Genomic DNA, 21,277 nt, shown 5'->3' with positions numbered 1-21,277 from the left:
TCGGCCGCCGTCGTCCAAGAGATGCCGGTGCGCCACCACCACTCACAGGGGATCACGACATGAACACACCCACCCGCCTGGTCGGCGCCGCCGCCGGCTTCGTCCTCGCGGCCGCCGGACTCCTCGCGCCGGCGCCCCTCGCCGCCGCGGCCACCCCGGCCTGCACCAACAGCGACCTGACCGCGTCGTACCACCACGGCGACGCCGGCATGGGTCACTCCTACGGCTGGATCGTCCTACGGAACACGTCGGGCCACGCCTGCCACACCGGCGGCTACGGCGGGGTCTCGTACGTGGGCGACGGCAACGGCACCCAGATCGGCGCACCGGCTGTCCGTCTCGACGGCAAGGTCGCGACGTACGTGCTCGAGCCCGGTCAGCGCTTGCGCAGCCCGATCGACGAGGGCACCGCCCTGGACTACCCGCGCAAGGTGTGCCACCCACGGCACGTCGACGGCTTCCGCGTCTACGTGCCGAACGCGACGGCCTCGCAGTACGTCGTGCACCCGACGACCGGGTGCCGCAACCACCACGTGAAGCTGATCCACCAGAAGCCGTACCGTCGGCCGTGACCACGAGTGGCGTGGTCCTTCTGGGCCACGCCCCTGCGGCTTCGTTCCTCTCGATCTCTGCCCGCGCTCCGCGCGGGGAGAGATCTCGGGTCAGCGCTTTCGCGCACCCTTCCGCTTGACCGGGACGTGCAGTGCCGGGGTCTCGTCGGCCGGCTGCTCGGGTGCGCCGTCAGCTCCTCCGCCGGGGTTCGAGGCAGGTGGCCCGGCCGGACGGCTCGCCGACCGGCGCCGGGTGCGGGTCACGACCCGTGGCTTCTCCGGCTCCTGGGGCGGGACCGGCTCGAGGTCGACCGCCTCGGGCTCGACGGGCGCCTCGGGCTCGGGCCCGGACTCGACCTCGACCTCGGCCTCGGTGCCTTCGGTGGTGTCGTCGAACGGCTCGACCTCGGCCAGCAGCTGGTCCGCGGCCTGGTCCTCAGCGAGATCCTCGGCCTGGTCCTCGGGGTGCTCCTCGGGGTGCTCCTCGGGCTGCCTGGCCATGGCAGCCAGGTCCTTGGGCGATGGCGGCTTCGGCGGCTCGGGCGCCGAGGTCTCCTGGGTCCGGCCACGGCTCCGGTTGCGGCGGGCGCGCCGCGGCTCCTCCTCGGCCTTCTTCGGCTCGACCGGCGCATCCTCGATGATCACGCCACGGCCGTGGCAGTGCGGGCAGTCGTGGGAGAAGGACTCCAGCAGACCGGTCCCGATCCGCTTCCGCGTCATCTGGACCAGCCCCAGCGACGTCACCTCCGCCACCTGGTGGCGGGTGCGGTCGCGGCCGAGGCACTCGACCAGGCGCCGCAGCACCAGGTCGCGGTTGGACTCCAGCACCATGTCGATGAAGTCGACGACGATGATCCCGCCGATGTCGCGCAGCCGCAGCTGGCGGACCATCTCCTCGGCCGCCTCGAGGTTGTTCTTGGTGACCGTCTCCTCGAGGTTTCCGCCGGAGCCGGTGAACTTGCCGGTGTTCACGTCGACGACGGTCATCGCCTCGGTGCGGTCGATGACCAGCGAGCCGCCGGAGGGCAGCCAGACCTTGCGGTCGAGCCCCTTCTTGATCTGCTCGTCGATGCGGTACGCGGCGAAGATGTCCTGGTCCTTCTTCGGGACATAGCGCTCGAGCCGGTCCTCGAGGTCGGGCGCGACGTGCACGACGTACCCCTGGACGGTCTCCCAGGCCTCGTCGCCCTCGATGACCAGCTTCGTGAAGTCCTCGGTGAACAGGTCACGGACGACCTTGAGGGTCAGGTCGGGCTCGCCGTACAGGAGGGAGGCGCCGGCGCTCTTGTTCGCGGCCTTCTTCTCGATGTCGTCCCAGCGGGCCGTGAGCCGCTCGACGTCGCGGGTCAGCTCCTCCTCGGAGGCGCCCTCGGCGGCGGTGCGCACGATGACGCCGGCCTGCTCGGGGACGATCTCCTTGAGCAGGGTCTTCAACCGGTTGCGTTCGGTGTCGGGCAGCTTGCGTGAGATACCGCTGGTGGTGCCGTCCGGGACGTAGACCAGGAAGCGGCCGGCCAGGCTGATCTGGCTGGTCAGGCGTGCGCCCTTGTGACCGATCGGGTCCTTGGTGACCTGCACGAGCACGGTCTGGCCGGAGGAGAGCACCGACTCGATCTTGCGCGGCTGGCCCTCCTTGTGGCCGAGGGCCGACCAGTTCACCTCGCCGGCATAGAGCACGGCGTTGCGCCCCTTGCCGATGTCGATGAACGCCGCCTCCATGGACGGCAGGACGTTCTGGACCCGGCCGAGATAGACGTTGCCGATCAGCGACGTCTGGCTCTCGCGGGCGACGTAGTGCTCGACGAGGACGTTGTCCTCGATCACTCCGATCTGGGTGATGTCGTCGCGCTGGCGGATCACCATGACCCGGTTCACCGACTCGCGGCGCGCCAGGAACTCCGCCTCGCTCACGATCGGAGCGCGGCGTCGGCCGGCCTCGCGGCCCTCGCGCCGACGCTGCTTCTTGGCTTCGAGCCGGGTGGAGCCGCTGACCGCGGTGATCTCGTCGGCGGCGCTGCGACCGCTGCGGACCCTGGTGACGGTGTTCGCCGGGTCGTCGTTGGAGTCCCCGCCGTCCTCGCCGGTGCGGCGGCGACGGCGGCGACGGCGCGACGAGGTGGACTCACCCTCGGCGGGCTCACTCCCGGAGTCGCCCGGCGCCCGGGCTTCGGAGTCGTCGGCCTGATCGGACTGCGCATCGGCGTTCTCGCCGCTGCCGGGCTTGCGACGGCGACGGCCGCCGCGGCGACGCTTGCGCCGCGCGGGCCCGTCGCCCGTGTCGTCGCCCTCCTGCTCGTCATCCTCGCCGGCGTCGGCGTCGTGACGTACATCCTGGTCGCTGGTGGCGGCCTTCTTCGCCGTGCGTCGCGCGGGGGCGGCGGCCGCGGCATCGGGCGCCTGGAACACGGCGGCGATCGACGGCTGGGCCGTCTCGTCGCCCGCCCCGTCCGCCGGTGCGTCCCCGGCCGGGGAGGACCCGGCCTTCTTCGTGGTCTTCTTGCGGGTTGCCTTCTTCGCCGGCTTCTCGGCCTTGGCGTCGCCGTCGGCCGTGCCATCCCCGTCGCCGGCGGGCGTCTTCTTGGCGGAGGCCGCCTTCGCGGCCGTGGTCTTCTTGCCGGCCGACTTCTTCTTCGGCTTCTCGGCCGAGGCAGCGCCCTCGGGCTTGTCGCCCGTGGTGTCCTCGGCCGGCGCGGCGGTCTTCTTGGTGGTGCGCTTCCGGGTCGCCTTCTTGGCGGCCGGTCCCGCGGCGTCGCCCGCGGAGTCGTTGGTCTCGGGGGTCGCGGAGCCGTCCGCGTGATCGTCGAGCATGTCGCTCCTCGGTCCGGACGCTGGGTGCAGCCCCGGACGTGTCCGACGCCGGCGACCCGCGTGGACAGGGCCAACGGCGCAAAGCCTTCGTTTGGCGGCGACACCCTCCGCAGGTGCGTCACAGTCGTCCGGGAGCCATCACCAACCGCGGTCGCAGGGCCTTGTGCAACTGCCTCGCTGTCACCGATGCAGCCAGCCGCGTCGCGGTCGGGTGATGCTTGGACTCAGCGTGCCGGACCACCTAGGAGAGATGGACCCGGCAAGAACGTCGTCGGATCAGTCGCAACGGCAAGCCGCACTTCCGATCACCTCGAGTATCGCACACGGGACCACCGATCCCCGCACTGTCAACCGGATAACGGGTCGCCGATCGCACCGGTCGCCTCGTCGTACGGACCCTGGGCGAGCCGCCTGACCAGCGGTGCTCCCGCGTCCTCGAGCCGGCCCACCTGGCGCAATCCGGTGAGCACGTCGTCCGGCCGCACCGCCGGCACCGTGTGCCGGAGCACGACCGTGAGCCGCGACCCCACGTCGCACGTCGTGACGTCCAGGGCGAGCACAGCCGCGCGGCTGTCGAACGCGCGCAACCCCTTCTTCGTCATCCGCTCGACGGTCACGGACGCGCAGGCCCAGAAGGCCTCGGCCGCCGAGGTGACCGTGGCCGGCGGCACGGGGAGGTCGATCTCCCACCGGCTGACCTCGAGGCGGTCCGCCAGGCTGCCGGGACCTGCCTCCACGACCTCGAGGACATCGAGTCCGTCCGGGAGGGAGCGGTCGAGGTCGTCCGCGAGGCGAGCCGGGTCGACGGTCTCGGCGAGACCGATCTCGAGGTACTCCGCCTCACTGGCGGCGCCGGTCGGCGACGCGCCGGCGTACGAGATGCGGGGATGCGGGTTGAAGCCCGAGGAGTACGCCATCGGGATGCGCGCCCGCACCAGCGCACGCTCGAACGCGCGACTGAAGTCGCGATGACTGGTGAAGCGGAGCCGACCTCGCTTGGCGTAGCGGACGCGCAGTCGCTGGACCGGCGGCGCCTGCTGCTCGGGCTGCTCTCGCACCGGCTCAGGCTAGTGGGGTGGCCCAGGCGTTCGCGGCGAGGTGCTCGCGCGCGAGCGGGGAGAGGTAGATCGACCGGACGACGTCACCCTCGAGCCAGGTCGTGAGCTCGGCCGCCTCGGCGTCGAGGGCTCGGCGCCCGGCGCGCGGGACGTCCTCGGCAAGCACGACCTCGACGGTGCCGTCGTCGCGCTGGCACCAGACACCGACGACGCGACCGCTCCACCAGGCGGTCGGCCCGCCGTTGCCGTTGCGGTCGAAGACCTTCTCGCCGTGGGCACCGAGGTGGAAGGCGCGCTCCTTCCAGCCCATCGTGGTCGGGTCGAGCGCCGGCAGCAGGGCTGCCCACGGGCCGGGGTCGGCGACCGGGTCGAGGTCGTCGGGCAGCACCCATCCGATCGCCTGGCCGTCGAGGGACACCGGGACGGCGCCGACCTCGGCCAGGGCTTGTCGCACCGCCGCCTTGGTGGCGCCCAGCCACCAGACCAGGTCGGCCTCGATGCCGGGTCCGAACGCCCGCAGCCACCCTGTCACCAGTGCGGCGTACCCCTCGGCCTCCGGGAGCGGCTCGGGCAGGTTCCCCAGCCACTGCTCGGTCGCCGTCCACCGCGGACGCGAGATCTTCCAGCCGCCGTCGTTCTCGCCGCGGACGATCGCCCCGGAGGCGGCGAGGGTGACGATCACGGTCGCGGCGACGGCGACGTCTGCTTGGTACTCGCCCCTCCCCCGGGTGACTCGCGCGTCGAGCGCCGGCAGGGCCGCGCGCACCTCGGCGGTGGTCAGGGGCCCGTCGTCCGCGATCAACCGGTGGACGAGCGCGAGGTGATCCTCGGCCCACGCCATGCCATCCGTCGTGATCCCGCTGGTCTCCATCTCCTTGGCCATCCGGCGGACCTGCTGGCCGGCGACCCTGGCACTGGCACTCCCCCAGACCGCCGGGAGCAGTTCGCGTGGGAACGCGAAGACGGTCCGCCGCATCGCGAGCTGCTTGACGACGGAGCGCTGGACGTAGAGGGCGCGGTCGACGTCGTCACGGCTGACACCGGCCCTTGCCCGGGCGGCGAGGTGGACCGAGGCCGGCTCGGTCGCATGCAGGCACATCACGGCGCGGGCGACGGCGAGCGTGTCGGACACCGGTACGGCGAGCGCGTGGCGCACACCGAGCCGGGCCCGGCGTTCGTCGTCGTCGATGTGCCGCGCCACCTCACCCACATCACCATCCTGCCCGAGCCCTCGGACACTGCGCGGGGATGTGACCACGGCCGTGACCCGGTGCGAGGATCCGGCGGTGTCCGCCGCTCGTCGTACCGCTCTGGTCGTCGTCGGGCTGGTGCTCCTCTCCTTCAATCTCCGTCCCGCCGCGGTCAGCGTCGGACCGGTGCTCGAGGAGGTCCGCAACGGACTGGGGCTGTCGGGTCCCGAGGCCGGGCTCCTCACCTCGCTGCCAGTGCTCGCGTTCGCGGTCTTCGGCGCACTGGCTCCGACGTTCGCCCGCTTGGTGGGCCTGCACCGCAGTGCGGCCGCGTCCCTGGTGGCCGTCGTCGTCGGTCTCGGGGGCCGGGCAGCGGCCCACGACGACGTCGCGTTCCTCGCTCTCTCGGCGTTGGCGCTCGCCGGGATGGCGACGGCCAACGTGCTGATCCCGTCGCTGGTGAAGCTGCACTTCCCGGACCGCGTCGGGTGGGCGACGGGTGTCTACACCACGGCCCTCGCCGTCGGCTTGACCTCGGCGTTCCTGCTGACGGTCCCGGTGGCCCACACGACCGGCAGCTGGCGCGGTGGGCTCGGCATCTGGTCGCTGACCGCGCTGCTCGCCCTCGTCCCGTGGGTGGCGCTCGGCGCTCATGACCGCCACCTCGAGCGCGACTCCCGCAGCATCTCGTTCGGCGCCGTGGCTCGCACCCGGCTCGGCTGGGCGATGGCCCTGCTGTTCGGGCTGCAGTCGCTCCAGGCGTACTCGATCTTCGGCTGGTTCGCCCAGCTGTGGCGCGACAACGGCTACAGCCCCGAGCACGCCGGACTCCTGGTCGGCATCGTCGCCGGCGTGAGCATCCCGTTGTCGCTGTGGCTGCCTGCCCTGTGTGCCCGGCTCGAGAACCAGGTCGGCCTGATCCTCGCGGTGCTCGCCAGCTACCTCGTCGGCTACTCGCTGCTCCTGCTCGACGCGCACTCCTTCGCGATCCCCGCGGCCGTGCTGATCGGCATCGGGTGCTGCGTGTTCCCGGTCGTCCTGACGTTGATCGGCCTGCGCGCACACACCCCCGACGGGACCGCGGCGCTGTCGGGCTTCACCCAGTCGCTGGGCTATCTCCTGGCGGCTCTCGGACCGTTCCTGGTCGGCATCTTCTACGACTCCACCGGCGGCTGGACGACCCCGCTGTGGCTGCTCGCCGTGCTGGTGCTGCCGCTGATGGCCGTCGGTGCGTACGTCGGGCGCCCGGCGTACCTGGAGGACCAGCTGCGCTGACGGGCGCTCCGGGTGGGCCCGGGATGAACGGCCGTCGGGCACAGTTGTCGCGTGCCGGACGACCAGCCTCAGCAGGGTGAGCCCCTCCTCGATCGGTCGTGGCGCAGCGCCTGGATCGCCGGGGTAGTGGTGCTCGGGCTGGTGGCGGTGCTCGCGGTCGCGGTCTGGGTGCTCGGGTCCCCAGGAGGAGCCCCGTCCGGCAGCCCCGGGACCTCACCGACGGTCGTCACCGCGCCGACGTCGAGCGCACCGACCGCGCGACCCCCGCACCACCGGGTGCGCGACCCGCTCCAGCCGGTGAAGATCCACCGCGACCCGGGCTGCCCGATCCGCCCGCCCCAGATCATCCGGGTGATGCAGTTCAACATCCATGCAGGCGTCAGCCGGTACGGCGGGGTCGGCCTGGCCCGGATCGCGGAGGAGATCAGGGCAGCGCACCCCGACGTCGTCAGCCTGAACGAGGTCGACAGCGGGACGATCCGCAGCGGCCACGTCGACGAGGCGGCGTACCTCGGCCGGGCCACGGGACTGCGCGCGGTCTACGGACCCAACCTCTTCGGGTACGACGGTGGCCGGTTCGGCAACGCCATCCTGAGCCGGTACCCGATCCGGGAGTCGCACAACACCCGGCTGCCGCGACGTCCGCACTCGGAGCCGCGCGGGCTGCTCGCGGCGACGCTGCGCGTCGGCAACCGGACCGTGTCGTTCTACTCGGTCCACCTCAGCCAGGGCGGACGCGGCGCCCCGCAGCGCGTGCGCCAGGCCGAGGCCATCGCCCGGGTGATCCGGACCTCACCCCATCCGACGATCCTGTCCGGCGACCTGAACTCCCGCCCCGGAGATCTGCCGGTGCGGATCCTGCGGCAGTACCTCCTCGACGCGCAGGAGTACGGCGGTCGAGGCCCGGGCCTGACCGTGCCCGAGGCCGACCCGCACAGCCGGATCGACTACATCCTCTACGACAACCACTTCGCGCCCGTCCGTGACAGCACCCAGGTGCTTCCCTCGGGGTCGAGCGACCATCGCGCCGTCTGGACCGAGCTCGTCCTCCGCGCCCCGGGCCAGTGCTAGCAATGCGAGTTCATCAGGGCAGGATGGCGTCGTGTCTCGTCGCGCGATGCTGCTCTTCCTCACCCTCGGCGTGGCCTGGGGCATCCCCTATCTGCTGATCAAGGTCGCGGTCGAGGAGCTGTCGCCGGCCGAGCTGGTCCTCGCCCGGACCGCCATCGCCGCGCTGATCCTGATGCCGATCGCGCTGGCCAGGGGCGCCGTACGACCGCTGCTGACGCACTGGCGCTGGCTGCTGGTGTTCGCCGTCGTCGAGATCGCGGTCCCGTGGGTGCTGCTCGGCAGGGCCGAGACGCGGCTGCCGAGCTCGACCACCGGGCTGCTGATCGCGGCGGTCCCGCTCGCGGGTCTGGCGATCGCGTTCGCGACCGGGCGCGCCGAACGACTCGCGCCGACCGCGTGGGCCGGACTGGCGGTCGGCATCATCGGGGTCGGGGCACTGGTCGGGCTCGACGTCCACGGCTCCGACCTCGGCGCGGTGGCCGAGGTGGGCGTCGTGGTGGTGGGGTACGCCGCAGGCCCGGCGATCCTCGCCCGTCCGCTCAACGGGCTGCCCGGGATCGGGATCATGGCCTCCGCGCTGACGGTCACGGCCCTGGTCTACGTGCCGGTCGTGCTGGTCTCCGACGGTGTCCCCGGTCCGCTGCCGTCGGGCAAGGTGGTCTGGTCCGTGGTCGCGCTCGGCGTGATCTGTACGGCCGCGGCGTTCATGCTCCTCTTCGCCCTGGTCAACGAGGTCGGGCCGGTGCGGGCGACCACGATCACCTACCTCAACCCCGCTGTCGCGGTGGTCGCGGGCGCCCTCGTCCTCGACGAGCCGGTCACGGTCTGGACCGTGGTCGGGTTCGTCCTCGTGGTCACCGGGTCCTACCTGGTCAACCGCGGCGGCCGCCCGCAGGCCCCGGTCGAGGCCGAGATCGTCGGCGAGACCGCCAGCAGCTGCGCCTGAGGCGGTTCGGCGGGCGCCACCACCACGCCCACGGGGGCGCGCGACCTCGGCCAGTCGCCCAGGCCTTCCTAGACCACCGAGAGCGGGAGCAGCTCGCGGCCGGTGGGGCCGATCTGGATCTCGGTGTGCATCTCCGGGCAGACGCCGCAGTCGTAGCAGGGCGTCCACCGGCAGTCCTCGACGTCGGGTACGGCGTCGGGGTCCGCGGCGACGGCGAGGGCGTCCTCCCAGTCGGACCAGAGCCAGTCCTTGTCGAGGCCGGAGTCGAGGTGGTCCCAGGGCAGGACCTCGTCGTACCCGCGCTCGCGGACGGTGTACCAGTCGAGGTCGACCTCCGTGCCGGCCAGGGCCCGCTCCGAGGCCGCGACCCAACGGTCGTATGAGAAGTGCTCGCTCCAGCCGTCGAAACGGCCGCCGTCGCGCCAGACCTCCTCGATGATCCGGCCGACGCGACGGTCACCGCGCGACAGCAGTCCCTCGATGATGCCGGGCCTGCCGTCGTGGTAGCGGAAGCCGATCGCCCGGCCGTACCGCTTATCGGCCCGCACGACGTCGCGCAGCTGCTTGAGTCGGTCGTCGGTGGTCTCGTGGTCGAGCTGGGCCGCCCACTGGAACGGCGTGTGCGGCTTCGGCACGAAGCCACCGATCGAGACGGTGCAGCGGATGTCGTTGCGGCCGGTCACCTCACGACCCGTGGCGATCACCTTGGTGGCCAGGTCGGCGATGCCGAGCACGTCCTCGTCGGTCTCGGTCGGGAGACCGCACATGAAGTAGAGCTTCACCTGCCGCCAGCCGTGGGAGTACGCCGCGGCCACCGTGCGGATCAGGTCGTCCTCGTTGACCGCCTTGTTGATCACCTTCCGCATCCGCTCGCTGCCGCCCTCCGGAGCGAACGTGAGCCCGGAGCGACGGCCGTTGCGGGAGAACTCGTTGGCCAGCGTGATGTTGAAGGCGTCGACCCGCGTCGAGGGCAGTGACAGGGAGACATTGGTGCCCTCGTAACGGTCGGCGAGCCCGTGCGCGACCTCGGCGATCTCGGTGTGGTCGGCGCTGGACAGCGAGAGCAGCCCGACCTCCTCGAAGCCGGACCTCCGGATGCCGTTCTCGACCATCGAGCCGATCGTCTCGATCGACCGCTCGCGCACCGGGCGGGTGATCATGCCGGCCTGGCAGAAGCGGCAGCCGCGGGTGCAGCCGCGGAAGATCTCGACGCTGAAGCGCTCGTGCACGGTCTCGGCCAACGGCACCAGCGGCTTGGCCGGGTACGGCCACTGGTCGAGGTCCATCAGCGTGTGCTTGCGCACCCGGAACGGGATGCTGGGCCGGTTGGGCACGACCGCCTCGATCGTGCCGTCGGCGGCATAGGTGACGTCGTAGAACTTCGGGACGTAGACGTTCTCCGAGACCGCGAGCCGTCGGAGCAGCTCGTCGCGACCGCCCGGCTCGCCCTCGCCCTTCCACTCCCGGACGACCTCGGAGATCGCCAGCACGACCTCCTCGCCGTCGCCCAGCACGGCAGCGTCGAGGAAGTCGGCGATCGGCTCGGGGTTGAACGCCGCATGACCACCGGCGATCACGACCGGGTCGTCGTCGCTGCGGTCGACCGCGTGCATCGGGATTCCGGCGAGGTCGAGGGCGTTGAGCAGGTTGGTGTAGCCGAGCTCGGTGGAGAAGCTGATGCCGAACAGGTCGAAGTCGCGCACCGGCCGGTGGGCGTCAACGGTGAACTGCGGGATCCGGTCCTCTCGCATCACCCGCTCCATGTCGGGCCACACGGCGTACGAGCGCTCGGCGAGGATCCAGTCGCGCTCGTTGAGCACCTCGTAGAGGATCTGGACGCCCTGGTTCGGCAACCCCACCTCGTATGCGTCCGGGTACATCAGGGCCCAGCGCACGTCGACCGACGCCCAGTCCTTGACGGTGGAGTTCAGCTCGCCACCGACGTACTGGATCGGCTTGGACACCGACGGCAGTCGGGGCTCGAGCCGGGGGAAGACGCTCGTGGACACGACGGAACCTCTCGCATGCCTCGTGGTCGCGGGAAGCCCCCAGCGTACGACGCAGGCGGCCGCTTCCCGGCATCGGTGAGGCGGCCGGCTATCCGTCCAGACGGCTCGCTCCCGGACTCGCGGCCGATCTGCTGGTGGTGGACGGCGACCTCGAGACCGACCTCACCGCCCTCTCGAGCCTGCTGGGCGTGTAGGTGCGCGGAGTCCGAGTCGACCCGTCAGAAGGTAACGCCCCAGAGCGCTGACCCGCCACAAGCGAACGCGTGAGAGCGTCGACCCGTCAGAAGCGAACGGGAACTTCCGACGGGTCGAGGTCGTCACGGCGCACACTTCTGACGGGTCAGCGTTACTCGGCGGTGAGCTGTTCGAGGGCGGCGCGGGCCTCGGCGAGGGACTTCTCCGCGTACCCGATCATCTGCTCGAGTCCCTCGGCGCCGAACCGGTTGGTGACCCCGTCGACGGCCTCGGCGATCACAGGGTCGAGGCCGGAGGAGCGCTCCGGCCGGTCGGGGATGTCGGTCGGGGCGTCGATCGAGTCCGAGCTGCTCATGCCGACCATCCAAACACAACCGGGCGCGGTGACACCCGCTCGTTCAGCCCTTGACGTAGGAGAGCTTCTCGCAGACCTTTCCGTCCCGGAACCGGAGCACGTCGGCCCCGCGGACGTGTCCCGGTGTGCCGTCGTCCCCGGTCCAGTCGAACCGCCAGCGGAGTACGCCGCGGTCTCCGCCGGCGTACGACTCCTCCTCGGTGAACGCCGCGTCGCGGGTCTGGCCGAACACCTCGACCCAGACCGCGCGGACGGCGTCCGCACCCTCCTGGCGTACGCCGTCCGGCGCCGGCCCGGTGGCCTCGAAGACACAGTCGTCGGTCATCAGCGCCATTATCGCGTCGACGTCACCGCTGCCGAACGCCGCCGAGAAGCGCGCCAGCGCCGCATGGGTCGCACCCCACTCGGCGTCCCGTCCGAAGGCCGCGAGCATCTCGCCCTGGGCTCCGCCGTGCGAGACGCCGCGCGGCCCGATCGCGCCGGCACCGCGGTACAGCTCCTCGCGCGGGGCGAACCAGGTCGCGACCTCGCTGACCAGGTGCGGGTCGAGACGAGTGTCGCCGCCGGTGGCGACGGCCAGGTCCCACGAGTGGACGAGGTGGTCGGTGGCCAGCTGGTAGACGTACTCGGTGAGCTGCTCCTCGCCGTACGAGAGCTGCACGGTGCCGCCCTCGGGCAGCCGCTGCGCGACAGCAGTGGTGGCTTCCATCGCCGCGTCGAGTGCCGCCCGCACCGGGTCGTCGCCGACCAGGTCGCCGTCGAAGCGGTCGCCCACCTCGGCGATCGTGCTGCCGTTCACCAGCGGCGCGGTCCAGAGGTCCTCGCCGACGACGTGGTTGGTGAGGTCGCTGACCGTCCAGTCGCGGCACGGCGTGGGCCGGTCCCACTGGTCGGGGCCCACGGCGTTCACGCGGTCGGCCCAGGCCTCGACGGTGCGGTGGTAGAGCGTGTTCAGGTCCATCACAGGACTCCTGTCTCCAGTGCGTCGCGTGCGCGGTCGACCCACCAGTCGAGGTCGGCTCTCTCACGTGCGCGGATCTGCGGGTCGGGATGCTCGACCGCGTCGAGCGCCTTGTTCCAGCCGAGCCACATCAGGCCGGCGAGCAGGGACAACCGCATCGAGTGCTCGTCGTACGCCGGCCCGGCCGCCTCCTGGTACGCCGCGATCAGGTGCTCGCGACTCGCGTCCACGACGGATGCGCACCCGGCGATGAAGCGGGCCACGTCGAGCGAGCCGGGCGCCGCCGTCGGCATGGCCCAGTCGATCAGGACGAGGGTGTCGCCCTCGATCGCCATGTTGACGGTCGCGAGGTCGCCGTGGGTCATCGTGACCGGGCCGGTCTCCAGCGCCCGGCGGAGCGGCGTGACGTCGTCGAGGAGCGTCAGCACGGCTCCCGCGACGTCGGCCGGCGCCTCCTCGACGAACAGCTCCCACCCAAGCAGGACGAGCCTCATCAGCTCGACGCCCTCGGCGGCCCATGGTCTGGCCGTTGCCGGGGCGAAGAGTGCGAGCGCCTGTCCGAGAGGTACGACGTCGGCCGGTGCCTCGCCGAGGAACGACCGGTGGAGCTCGGCGGCGCGCGCCATCACCCATGCGGCCCTCTCGGGCGACAGGCGGTCGTCCCACGTGAGCACGGCGTCGCCGAGATCGCGCATCACCAGCACGGTGGAGTCGTCCTCGACCCAAGCGTCCACCATGGCGTGCCCCACGCCCGCCGGCAGTCGATGGAGGACGCCGGATCGCCACAGCACGTACTCGCGGCCGGGCATCCCGCCGGTGGCCTCGACCGTGATGTCGGTCCTCGGCTCGATCCGCTTGACGACCAGGGTCCGTCCGTCAGCGAGCCGGACCCGCTCCAGTCCGGCTCCCGACTTGCCCACGTGCCCCGAGAGGACGACCCGCTCTACGGCGTCGCGCACCAGCTCGCGTGGTGCCACCCGCACATCGTGACATTGCCGGGGCGGCGTTGGAACCGCTCCGCTCAGACCTGATCTGTCACCGGCGCCGTCGGGGCCGCCTCGGAGCGGACGGCAGCACTGGCCGAGGTGGCGCGCAGCTCGACCTTCGGCATCAGCAGCAGGATCAGGAACGCGAGGACGCCCAGGAGCCCGGCAAGGATGAACACGGTGTCCATCGACTCGGCGAATCCGACCTTGAACGGGTGCGCGAGCGCCGGCGAGAGCTTCTGGATGAACGACGAGTCGTCGGTCGCCTGGCCGACGAACTGGCCGTGGCCGTGGCCCTGCAACGACTGCGCGAACTGGTGGTCGAGCGGGGTGACCGGGTGCTGGACCGCCTGCTGGAACGCGGGCGTCTTCGACTCGGACTCGAGCGAGTGACCGATGTGGCCGCTCACCTGGCCGAACAGGATCGACAGGAAGACCGCGACGCCGATCGTGCCGCCGATCTGCCGGAAGAACGTCGCCGAGGACGTGGCGACGCCGATGTCGCGAGGCGGCACGGCCGACTGCAGGATCAGCAGGAGCGGCTGCATGCAGTTACCGAGGCCGTAGCCGAGCAGCAACATCAGGACCATCACCACCGGCAGCGCGGTGTCCGCGCCGATCCGCGACAGGGCGAGCAGACCCGCCGCGGCCAGGGCCGAGCCGAAGATCGGGAACGCGCGGATGCGGCCCGTGCGCGAGATGATCTGGCCGGAGACGATCGAGGCGCTCATCATCCCGACCACCATCGGCAGCATCAGGAAGCCGGACCTCATCGGGGAGGCGCCGTGCACGATCTGCATGTACAGCGGGAGCACGAAGATGCCGCCGAACAACGCCATGCCGGTGACCACGTTGGCCGCGATGCCGACGGCAACGGGACGGATCCTGAACATCCGGAGCGGGATCATGGCGGCGTCGCCCAGGCGCCGCTCGACGGCGTAGAAGGAGCCGAGCCCGATCACGCCGATCACGTAGCAGGCCATCGCGCGACCGGAGTCCCAACCCCACTGGCGGCCCTGCTCGGCCACGGTCAGCAGCGGCACCAATGTGACGACGAGGGTGACCGCGCCCCACCAGTCGATGCGCGCCTCGCGGGGGTGGTGATGGACGTGGAGCGTGCGGTAGACCACGAACAGGGCCGCGATGCCGATCGGCACGTTGACCAGGAAGACCCAGCGCCAGCCGGTGAGGCCGAGGATCACCGCGTGCGAGGCGAAGAAGCCACCGATGACCGGGCCGAGCACGCTCGACGTACCGAACGTCGCCATGAAGTAGCCGGTGTAGCGGGCGCGCTCACGGGGCGACACGATGTCGCCGATGATCGCGAGCACCAGCGTGAACAGTCCGCCGGCGCCGATGCCCTGCACCGCCCGGAAGGCCGCGAGCATGGGCATCGACGTTGCGAACGAGCACAGCGCCGATCCGGCGATGAACACCGAGATCGCGAACATGAACAGCTTCTTGCGGCCGTACATGTCGCCGAGCTTCCCGTAGATCGGCGTCGCGATCGTCGAGGTGATCAGGTACGCCGTGGTCACCCAGGCCTGCGCCGAGAGACCGTGCAGGTCGTCGGAGATGGTGCGGATCGCCGTGGAGACGATGGTCTGGTCGAGGGCGCCGAGAAACATGCCCATCATCAGGCCGGTGATGATGGTGAGGATCTGCCGGTGGGTGTACTCCCCCGACTCGGAAGGAGTCGTCGGGGACTGGTGAGCGGTGGTCATCGCCGTCGATCCTATCGGTTGCCTGAGACAACCGATGAATTCCGGAGAAACCGGTGAGGCCAGACGGCGTGACCAGCCCTCGCGATCGACCGGCGTACCCGGCTCGGTACAGCTAGGACGGGAGGTGCAGCTCCGTCGACGAGGTCGAGGTGGCGACCACGCGACCGGAGGCCACGACGTACGCCGGCGGGTCGTGGTGGGCGAGCACGGAGCGCAGAGTGGGCTGGTGGTGTACGACGAGGTCGGCGTTGCCGCCGGCCTCGAGTCGGTGCCCGGTCACCCCGAGCACGGTCGCGGCCGTGGTCGTCACGGCGTCGTAGACCAGGTCGATACCGGCGGTGTCGACGGCCTCGAGCGCATGGGCGGCGAGGAACGCGACCTCGACCATGTTGTGCCGGCCGAACGGGTAGAAGGCGTCCTCGATGTCGTCCTGCCCGAGCGCGACGGGCACCCCCAACGCGGTCAGCTCACGCACCGGCAGGTGCAGCGGACCGGTGTGCGGGTCGCTCACGAAGCCGAGGCCGGCGCGCTTGGCCAGGCCAGCCAGACGTTCCAATGACGGGCGGGGGTACAGCCCGACGGCACGCGCGTGGTTGGCGACTCCACGCCCGACCAGTCCGTACTGCAGCATCGCCTCCGCGAGCATCTCGGTGGTCCGCAGACTCGGGTCGCCGGTGTCGTCGACGAGCATCGCGACCCGGCGGCCGTGGGACGCGGCCAGCGCGCACATCCGGTGGACGTGCTCACGCGCCTCGGCGTCGGTGTCCTCGATCCACGGGATGCCGCCCACGACGTCCGCGCCGAGCTCGATCGCCTCACGGACCAGGGTCTCGGCCCCGGGATCGCGGAGCAGGCCGTCCTGAGGGAACGCCACGACCTGCAGGTCGACCACACCGCGGAACTCCTCACGCAACGTGAGCAGCGGGATGACACCCTCCAGCTGCGCCGAGGTGTCGACGTCGGCGAACGCCAGCACGTGCCGGACGCCGTACCGCACCGCCTGCAGCACCGCCCACCGCGCGTTCGGCTCGATCCAGGAACGGTCGTACTCGGTCTTGACCGCCGAGGCGAGCTCGATCGCGTGCATCGCGGAGGCCATCCCGTCACCGGTATACGCCGTGAGCGCGGCGTCGCCGGCCCGGTCGAGCGTGTGCACCTTGTCCAGGTGCAGGTGACCGTTCACGTAGCTCTCGGTGACCAGCCCGCCGGCGGCATCGATCTCGTCCCGCCCGGTCAGGGGCTCCTGGGTCACGCTCGCGATGCGACCGTCGTCGATGCCGATCCGCCACCGCCCGGGGCGGTCGCGCAGCGACGCGTCCACCACCACGAGCTGGTGCGTGCTCACCCGCCAGTTATAGCGGCAGACGGACTCAACGGCCGACCAGGTGTCCCTGCCGGACCGGGCGGGCGTAGCGGGTGGGCTGGGAGGCCGTGGCGCGGAGGTGGATGTTCTGGAGCAGCCCGATGGCCAGCATCCCCGCGAACATCGACGATCCGCCGTACGACACGAAGGGCAGGGGTACGCCGGTCACCGGCATGATCCCCAGGCACATCCCGATGTTCTGGAACGCCTGGAAGCCGAACCAGCAGGCGATGCCGGCCGCCGCGACGCGACCGAAGAGATCTGTCGAGAGCGCCGAGATCGCCAGGGCGCGCCAGATGACGAAGCCGAGCAGGGCGATCAGGACGCCGGCGCCGACCAGGCCCAGCTCCTCCCCCGCCACGGTGAAGATGAAGTCGGTGTGCTGCTCGGGCACGAAGCCGGCGCGCGTCTGCGAGCCGTGGAAGAGCCCCTGCCCGAAGAGCCCGCCGTTGCCGACCGCGATCCGGGCCTGCTCGGTGTTGTACCCGGCACCCCGCGGGTCGAGGTCGGGGTTGGCGAAGGCCAGGAAGCGGTCGATCTGGTACGGCTTGAGCAGATGACCGGCGAGCACCGCCACCCCGCCCACCACGCCTCCGGCCAGCAGGAGCGCCAACCAGCGCCGCGGAGCACCCGCGACCGCGAGCACTCCGAACACGGTCGCCGACAGGACCAGCAGGGTGCCGAGGTCGGGTTGGAGCATGATCAGCGCGGCCGGCACGCCGGCGATGACGAGCATCCCGACCACCTCGGCCGCTCCCACCCGGGTACGGCGTCCCTCGTTGCGCTCGGCCACGAACAGCGCCATCCCGATCACCACCGCGAGCTTGGCGAACTCCGACGGCTGGATCGACATCCCGGCCAGGTCGATCCACGACCGTGAGCCGTTGATCGTGGTCCCCATCGTCAGCACCAGCACGAGCCCGCCGATCGAGGCGAGGTAGACGACCGGCGCGACGATCCGCACCCAGCGGTGGTCGGTGGCCATCACGACCACCATCAGCACCAGCCCGATGCAGACGTTCACCAGCTGCTTGCGCAGGTACGCCGTGGGGTCGCCTCCGGTGAGGTCGTCGCGGTGGGACGTGGCCGACCAGACGAGGAGCGTGCCGAGCACCAGCAGGCAGAGCACGGCGAGCATCAGGATCCGGTCGATCCCCGGGTTCCGCAGGCGTCCGTTCATCGCTGAGCTCCCGGTGCTCGGGGACGGGGCGGCAGGATCGAGCCGTCCGGCTGGAAGGACGGGAGGGCCTCGGGCGCGACGACCCCGGGGATCAGGGCGTTCCTGGTGTTCACGGCCTCGCCGTGCACGCCGTACAGGGACTCCCAGATCTTGCGGACGAAGGGACCCGACGTGCCGGATCCGGTGCCGCCCTGGGTCACCATCATCAGCACCACGTAGTTGTCGTCGTACGACGCGACCCACGACGTCGACTGCTTGCCGTACACCTCGGCGGAACCGGTCTTGGAACGGATGTGGATCCGGTCGAGCGGGAAGCCGAGCATCTTCCAGGCCATGGTGCCGGTCCTGGCCGTGCCGAGCAGCGCGTTGGTGACGTAGGAGATCGCGTGGGCCGGGTCCGTCACGTGACCCTGCACCTTCGGCCGGATCCGCTTCACGACCCTGCCGCTCGGGCTGACGATCGCCTTGGCGATGCGGGGCTCGTAGAGGGTGCCGCCGTTGGACAGCGCGGCGTACGCCCGGGCCAGCTGGAGCGGCGTGACCAGGGTGTCGCCCTGGCCGATCGCGAAGTTCACGGCGTCACCGGCGCGGTAGTAGCTGCCCTCGAGGCAGAACTCGTGCGCGAACAGCTTCAGGTAGGCGCTGGTGTTCGCCGGCGGCTTCTTGTCGATGCCGCAGTAGTAGCCCTTCATCGCCTTCCAGTAGGCGAGCTTCCAGTGCCGGTCGGCGATCCGACCCGCGGCCTCACCCGGGACGTCGATGCCGGTCGGCCGGCCGAAGCCGAACGCCTTCGCCTCGTTGACCAGCGGGTCGCGGGCGTTGACGTTCGTCGGGTCCTGACCGAACTCCTGCCAGAAGTGGTAGCCGACCCGGTAGAAGAACGTGTCGCAGGAGACCTGCAGCGCCTTGGCGAAGTCGATCATCCCGTAGGACTCCGACTCGTAGTTGTGGAAGAGCCGGTTGCCGACCTGGAAGCCCGACGAGCAGTCGAGTCGCGTGCCCGGGCCCATCCCGTTGTCGAAGGCGCCGACGGTCATGATCGGCTTCCACGTCGAGCCGGGCGCGAACTGGCCCTGGTAGGCGCGGGCGAGCAGCGGGTCGCCCGAGCGCGGCGAGTACAGCCGGGCCAGCTGCTTCTTGGTGATGCCACCGACCCACTGCCCCGGGTTGTACGTCGGCTGGCTCGCCATCGCGACGACCCGGCCGGTCTTGGCCTGGAGCACGATCGCGGCACCGGAGTCGGCCCGGTAGTTGCGGTGGGTCACCGGGTCGTACGTCGCGCGCGCGGTCGTGATCGCGTCGTGCAGCGCCTTCTCGGTCGCGGACTGCAGCCGCGCGTCGATCGACGTCACCAGCGTGTCTCCGGGATGGCCCTCGACCTGGCCCTCGTCACCGAGGACGCGACCCATCGAGTCCACCGCGACCTTCTGGTAACCGGGCCGGCCACGCAGGTAGCGGTCGTACTCCTCCTCGATGCCCGCGCGTCCGACGGTGCTCGCGCCGTTCACCGAGGTGTCGTGGTCCTTCTTGGCCTGCTCGAGCTCGCCGGCGCTGATCGGGCTGAGGTAGCCCACGATGTCGGCGAGGTTCACGCCGTACGGCTGGGGGTAGGCGCGGACGCTCTGCCGCTGCGCGACGACCGCCGGGTAGTCCTCCGGCTGCTCGAGGATCCGCAGCGCGACCGACTGGCGGACCTCCGTGGCGACCGGGACCGGCTGGTACGGCGAGCCGTTCCAGCAGAGCCCGCGCTTGCTGCCCGGGTCGCCGCACGTGACCAGCGCCTGCTCGATCTGCTTCGTGGGGGCGTGGACCGCGTCGGCCAGCCGGTTCAGGACGACCGTGCGGTCGTGCACCGAGAGCCTGCCGAGGAGGGTCCGGTCGACGGACACCGCCCACGCGGTGCGGTTGGCGACCAGTGGCCGGCCCTGGTCGTCCACGATGAGCCCGCGCTGCGGTTGGACCACGACCTCGCGCAACGACTGGCTGGCCGCCGCCTGGCGGTAGGAGTCACCGGAGACGACCTGGAGGTAGTACAGCCGCGCGAAGAGCGTGGCGAAGAGCGAGAACACGAGGACCCGCACCACGATCAGGCGCAGCCGCGAGCGATCGGTGGACGGGGTCATCGCGCGCTCGCGGGCTCCAGCCGGGTGAGCAGGCGCATCACGCCCGGCAGCACCAGCGGGGTGAGCAGCACGTCCCAGAGCAGGGCCACCAGGATCACCCGGAGCACCTCGCCCATGCTTCCGACGGCGTCGCCGAGCACGAGCCCGGAGAGCGCGTAGACCGACGTGCCGACGAACGACGCGGCCGCCACCGTCGCCACCACGGTGGTCGCCGGCATGCGGGTGTCCTGACGCATGAGCCCGGCGACGAACCCCACGACGACGAGCGCGAGCGCCCAGCGCCCCGCGACGTGGTCGGCGGGAGGGGCGAGGTCCAGCATCAGTCCGGCGAAGAAGCCCAGGGTGGCCGCGAAGGCCGGGCCGCGCACGAGCGCCGCGGCGACCACGATGAGCAGGCAGAAGTTGGGGACGATCCCCTCCCACGCGACGTGGGGGAAGACCGCGACCTGCAGGACCAGCGCCACCACGATCAGCGCGGCCGAGACCGGGATCCGGAGCGACCTCACTGGAGGCTCCCGTCCGCCTCGATCATGCCACGGTCGCTGCGCGTGCCCGAAGGCACCACGACACCGACCAGGTCGAGCGCGCCGAAGTCGACGTACGGCTGGATCACCGCGCGCTGCGTCGACTCGCGGAGGCTGGCGTAGACGGCGGTCACCCGACCGATCGGCACACCGGAGACGTAGGGCGCTCCGCCCTGGCTGCCCCAGGTCACGATCGGGTCGCCCTTGGCCGGCGCAGCGGCCTGGTCCACCAGCTGGAGGTCGAGGGCGCCGTGGTCGCCCAGCCCGCCACGCCCTCTGAGGAAGCCGACCTCCATCGAGGACCCGACCCTGCCCCCGACGACCGACTCGGTGTCCACGATGAGGAGGACGGTCGCGGTCGTACGGGTCACCCGGAGCACCCGCCCGACAAGCCCGTCGTCGTTGAGAACCGTCTGGTCGGGCTGCACCCCGGCTGCGGAGCCGGCGTCGATGGTGACCGTGCGGGAGAAGGACTGGGCCGGGCCGTAGGCCACGACGTGGGCCGGCACGAGCGCCTGGCCGAGGGTGTCGGCCGCAGAGGTGAGGCCTTGGTACTCGGCGAGCTGGTTGCGCTGGTACTGCGACGTCGACTGCTCGGCCTTGAGGCGGGAGTTCTCGGACTGCAGCGCCGCGATGTCGTGCTGCATGGCGCGGCGCGACGTGAACCAGTCGCCGATCGCGGTGACCGGGCGGACGACCGACGACGTGCCGGACTCGACCGGCCCGAAGACCGACCCCATCGCGTCGCGGGCCGGCTCGATCGGGGAGCCCGGGCCGGGGTGGTGATCCAGGGTCATCAGGGTCAGGCAGGCCAGGACCAGCGCGATCATCCGCGACCGGAGACGCGAGCGGTCGGCGCGCTGGTCGAACGAGTCGGGACCGGGTCGCAGAGGCCGATAACCGCGGAGGAGGCGGGGCAGGCGGATGGTCTTCGGCATCGATCGCCGGATCGGTCGCT

General features: G+C 71.2%; 17 protein-coding genes. 4 read left to right on the top strand and 13 right to left on the bottom strand.

All coding sequences use genetic code 11. The features are described from left to right. The first annotated feature begins 59 nt into the window (after positions 1-59). Positions 60-572, top strand: a complete 513-nt coding sequence (locus tag VGJ24_RS11615; protein ID WP_331500758.1) for a DUF4232 domain-containing protein — start codon at positions 60-62, stop codon at positions 570-572. Between the two features lie 90 nt (positions 573-662). On the opposite strand, the gene VGJ24_RS11610 is transcribed toward VGJ24_RS11615, so the two are convergent. From VGJ24_RS11610 to VGJ24_RS11600, 3 genes are all read right to left on the bottom strand, one after another. Further along, complete coding sequence (locus tag VGJ24_RS11610; RefSeq protein WP_331500757.1) at positions 663-3,359, bottom strand: Rne/Rng family ribonuclease; 2,697 nt, start codon at positions 3,357-3,359, stop codon at positions 663-665. A gap of 347 nt (positions 3,360-3,706) precedes the next feature. After that, complete coding sequence (locus VGJ24_RS11605) at positions 3,707-4,417, bottom strand: TIGR03936 family radical SAM-associated protein (RefSeq protein ID WP_331500756.1); 711 nt, start codon at positions 4,415-4,417, stop codon at positions 3,707-3,709. Between the two features lie 4 nt (positions 4,418-4,421). Next, entirely contained in the window at positions 4,422-5,627 is a 1,206-nt protein-coding gene (locus VGJ24_RS11600; RefSeq protein WP_331500755.1) for a winged helix DNA-binding domain-containing protein, read from the bottom strand. A gap of 76 nt (positions 5,628-5,703) precedes the next feature. Between VGJ24_RS11600 and VGJ24_RS11595 the strand changes: the two genes are divergently transcribed. Genes VGJ24_RS11595 through VGJ24_RS11585 form a run of 3 tightly spaced genes read left to right on the top strand, consistent with a single transcriptional unit; the run spans position 5,704 to position 8,899 of the window. Next, on the top strand, positions 5,704-6,882 hold the full coding sequence (locus tag VGJ24_RS11595; RefSeq protein WP_331500754.1) for an MFS transporter: 1,179 nt from the start codon (positions 5,704-5,706) through the stop codon (positions 6,880-6,882). A gap of 51 nt (positions 6,883-6,933) precedes the next feature. Further along, complete coding sequence (locus VGJ24_RS11590) at positions 6,934-7,953, top strand: endonuclease/exonuclease/phosphatase family protein (protein WP_331500753.1); 1,020 nt, start codon at positions 6,934-6,936, stop codon at positions 7,951-7,953. Positions 7,954-7,984: 31 nt separating this feature from the next. Further along, positions 7,985-8,899, top strand: coding sequence for a DMT family transporter (locus tag VGJ24_RS11585; protein ID WP_331500752.1), 915 nt, complete (start codon positions 7,985-7,987; stop codon positions 8,897-8,899). A gap of 68 nt (positions 8,900-8,967) precedes the next feature. Here VGJ24_RS11585 and VGJ24_RS11580 read toward each other — a convergent pair whose 3' ends face one another. From VGJ24_RS11580 to mreC, 10 genes are all read right to left on the bottom strand, one after another. Then, complete coding sequence (locus VGJ24_RS11580) at positions 8,968-10,908, bottom strand: TIGR03960 family B12-binding radical SAM protein (protein WP_331500751.1); 1,941 nt, start codon at positions 10,906-10,908, stop codon at positions 8,968-8,970. Between the two features lie 346 nt (positions 10,909-11,254). Then, on the bottom strand, positions 11,255-11,458 hold the full coding sequence (locus VGJ24_RS11575) for a hypothetical protein (RefSeq protein ID WP_331500750.1): 204 nt from the start codon (positions 11,456-11,458) through the stop codon (positions 11,255-11,257). 43 nt (positions 11,459-11,501) lie between these two features. After that, entirely contained in the window at positions 11,502-12,419 is a 918-nt protein-coding gene (locus tag VGJ24_RS11570; protein ID WP_331500749.1) for a TIGR03086 family metal-binding protein, read from the bottom strand. After that, complete coding sequence (locus VGJ24_RS11565; RefSeq protein ID WP_331500748.1) at positions 12,419-13,396, bottom strand: hypothetical protein; 978 nt, start codon at positions 13,394-13,396, stop codon at positions 12,419-12,421. Before VGJ24_RS11565 ends, VGJ24_RS11570 begins: the two co-directional genes overlap by 1 nt. A 44-nt stretch (positions 13,397-13,440) precedes the next feature. Beyond that, positions 13,441-15,129, bottom strand: coding sequence for an MDR family MFS transporter (locus tag VGJ24_RS11560; protein ID WP_331500747.1), 1,689 nt, complete (start codon positions 15,127-15,129; stop codon positions 13,441-13,443). Between the two features lie 112 nt (positions 15,130-15,241). Then, positions 15,242-16,474: an amidohydrolase family protein gene (locus tag VGJ24_RS11555; protein WP_331500745.1), complete on the bottom strand. Its 1,233-nt coding sequence runs from the start codon at positions 16,472-16,474 to the stop codon at positions 15,242-15,244. 25 nt (positions 16,475-16,499) lie between these two features. Next, the gene (gene rodA, locus VGJ24_RS11550) at positions 16,500-17,672 is read right to left on the bottom strand and encodes a rod shape-determining protein RodA (protein ID WP_331500744.1); all 1,173 of its coding nucleotides are present in this window, start codon (positions 17,670-17,672) and stop codon (positions 16,500-16,502) included. After that, complete coding sequence (mrdA, locus tag VGJ24_RS11545; RefSeq protein ID WP_331500743.1) at positions 17,669-19,795, bottom strand: penicillin-binding protein 2; 2,127 nt, start codon at positions 19,793-19,795, stop codon at positions 17,669-17,671. The genes rodA and mrdA overlap by 4 nt, the downstream gene beginning before the upstream one ends. Continuing rightward, on the bottom strand, positions 19,792-20,301 hold the full coding sequence (gene mreD / locus VGJ24_RS11540; RefSeq protein ID WP_331500742.1) for a rod shape-determining protein MreD: 510 nt from the start codon (positions 20,299-20,301) through the stop codon (positions 19,792-19,794). Before mreD ends, mrdA begins: the two co-directional genes overlap by 4 nt. After that, positions 20,298-21,257, bottom strand: coding sequence for a rod shape-determining protein MreC (gene mreC / locus VGJ24_RS11535; RefSeq protein ID WP_331500741.1), 960 nt, complete (start codon positions 21,255-21,257; stop codon positions 20,298-20,300). Before mreC ends, mreD begins: the two co-directional genes overlap by 4 nt. Positions 21,258-21,277: the final 20 nt, after the last annotated feature.

The organism is Nocardioides sp. (assembly GCF_036493135.1).
Classification (GTDB): domain Bacteria; phylum Actinomycetota; class Actinomycetes; order Propionibacteriales; family Nocardioidaceae; genus Nocardioides.
The sequence above is the reverse complement of the archived record's forward strand: the minus strand, read 5'-3'. Positions and strand labels throughout refer to the sequence as shown.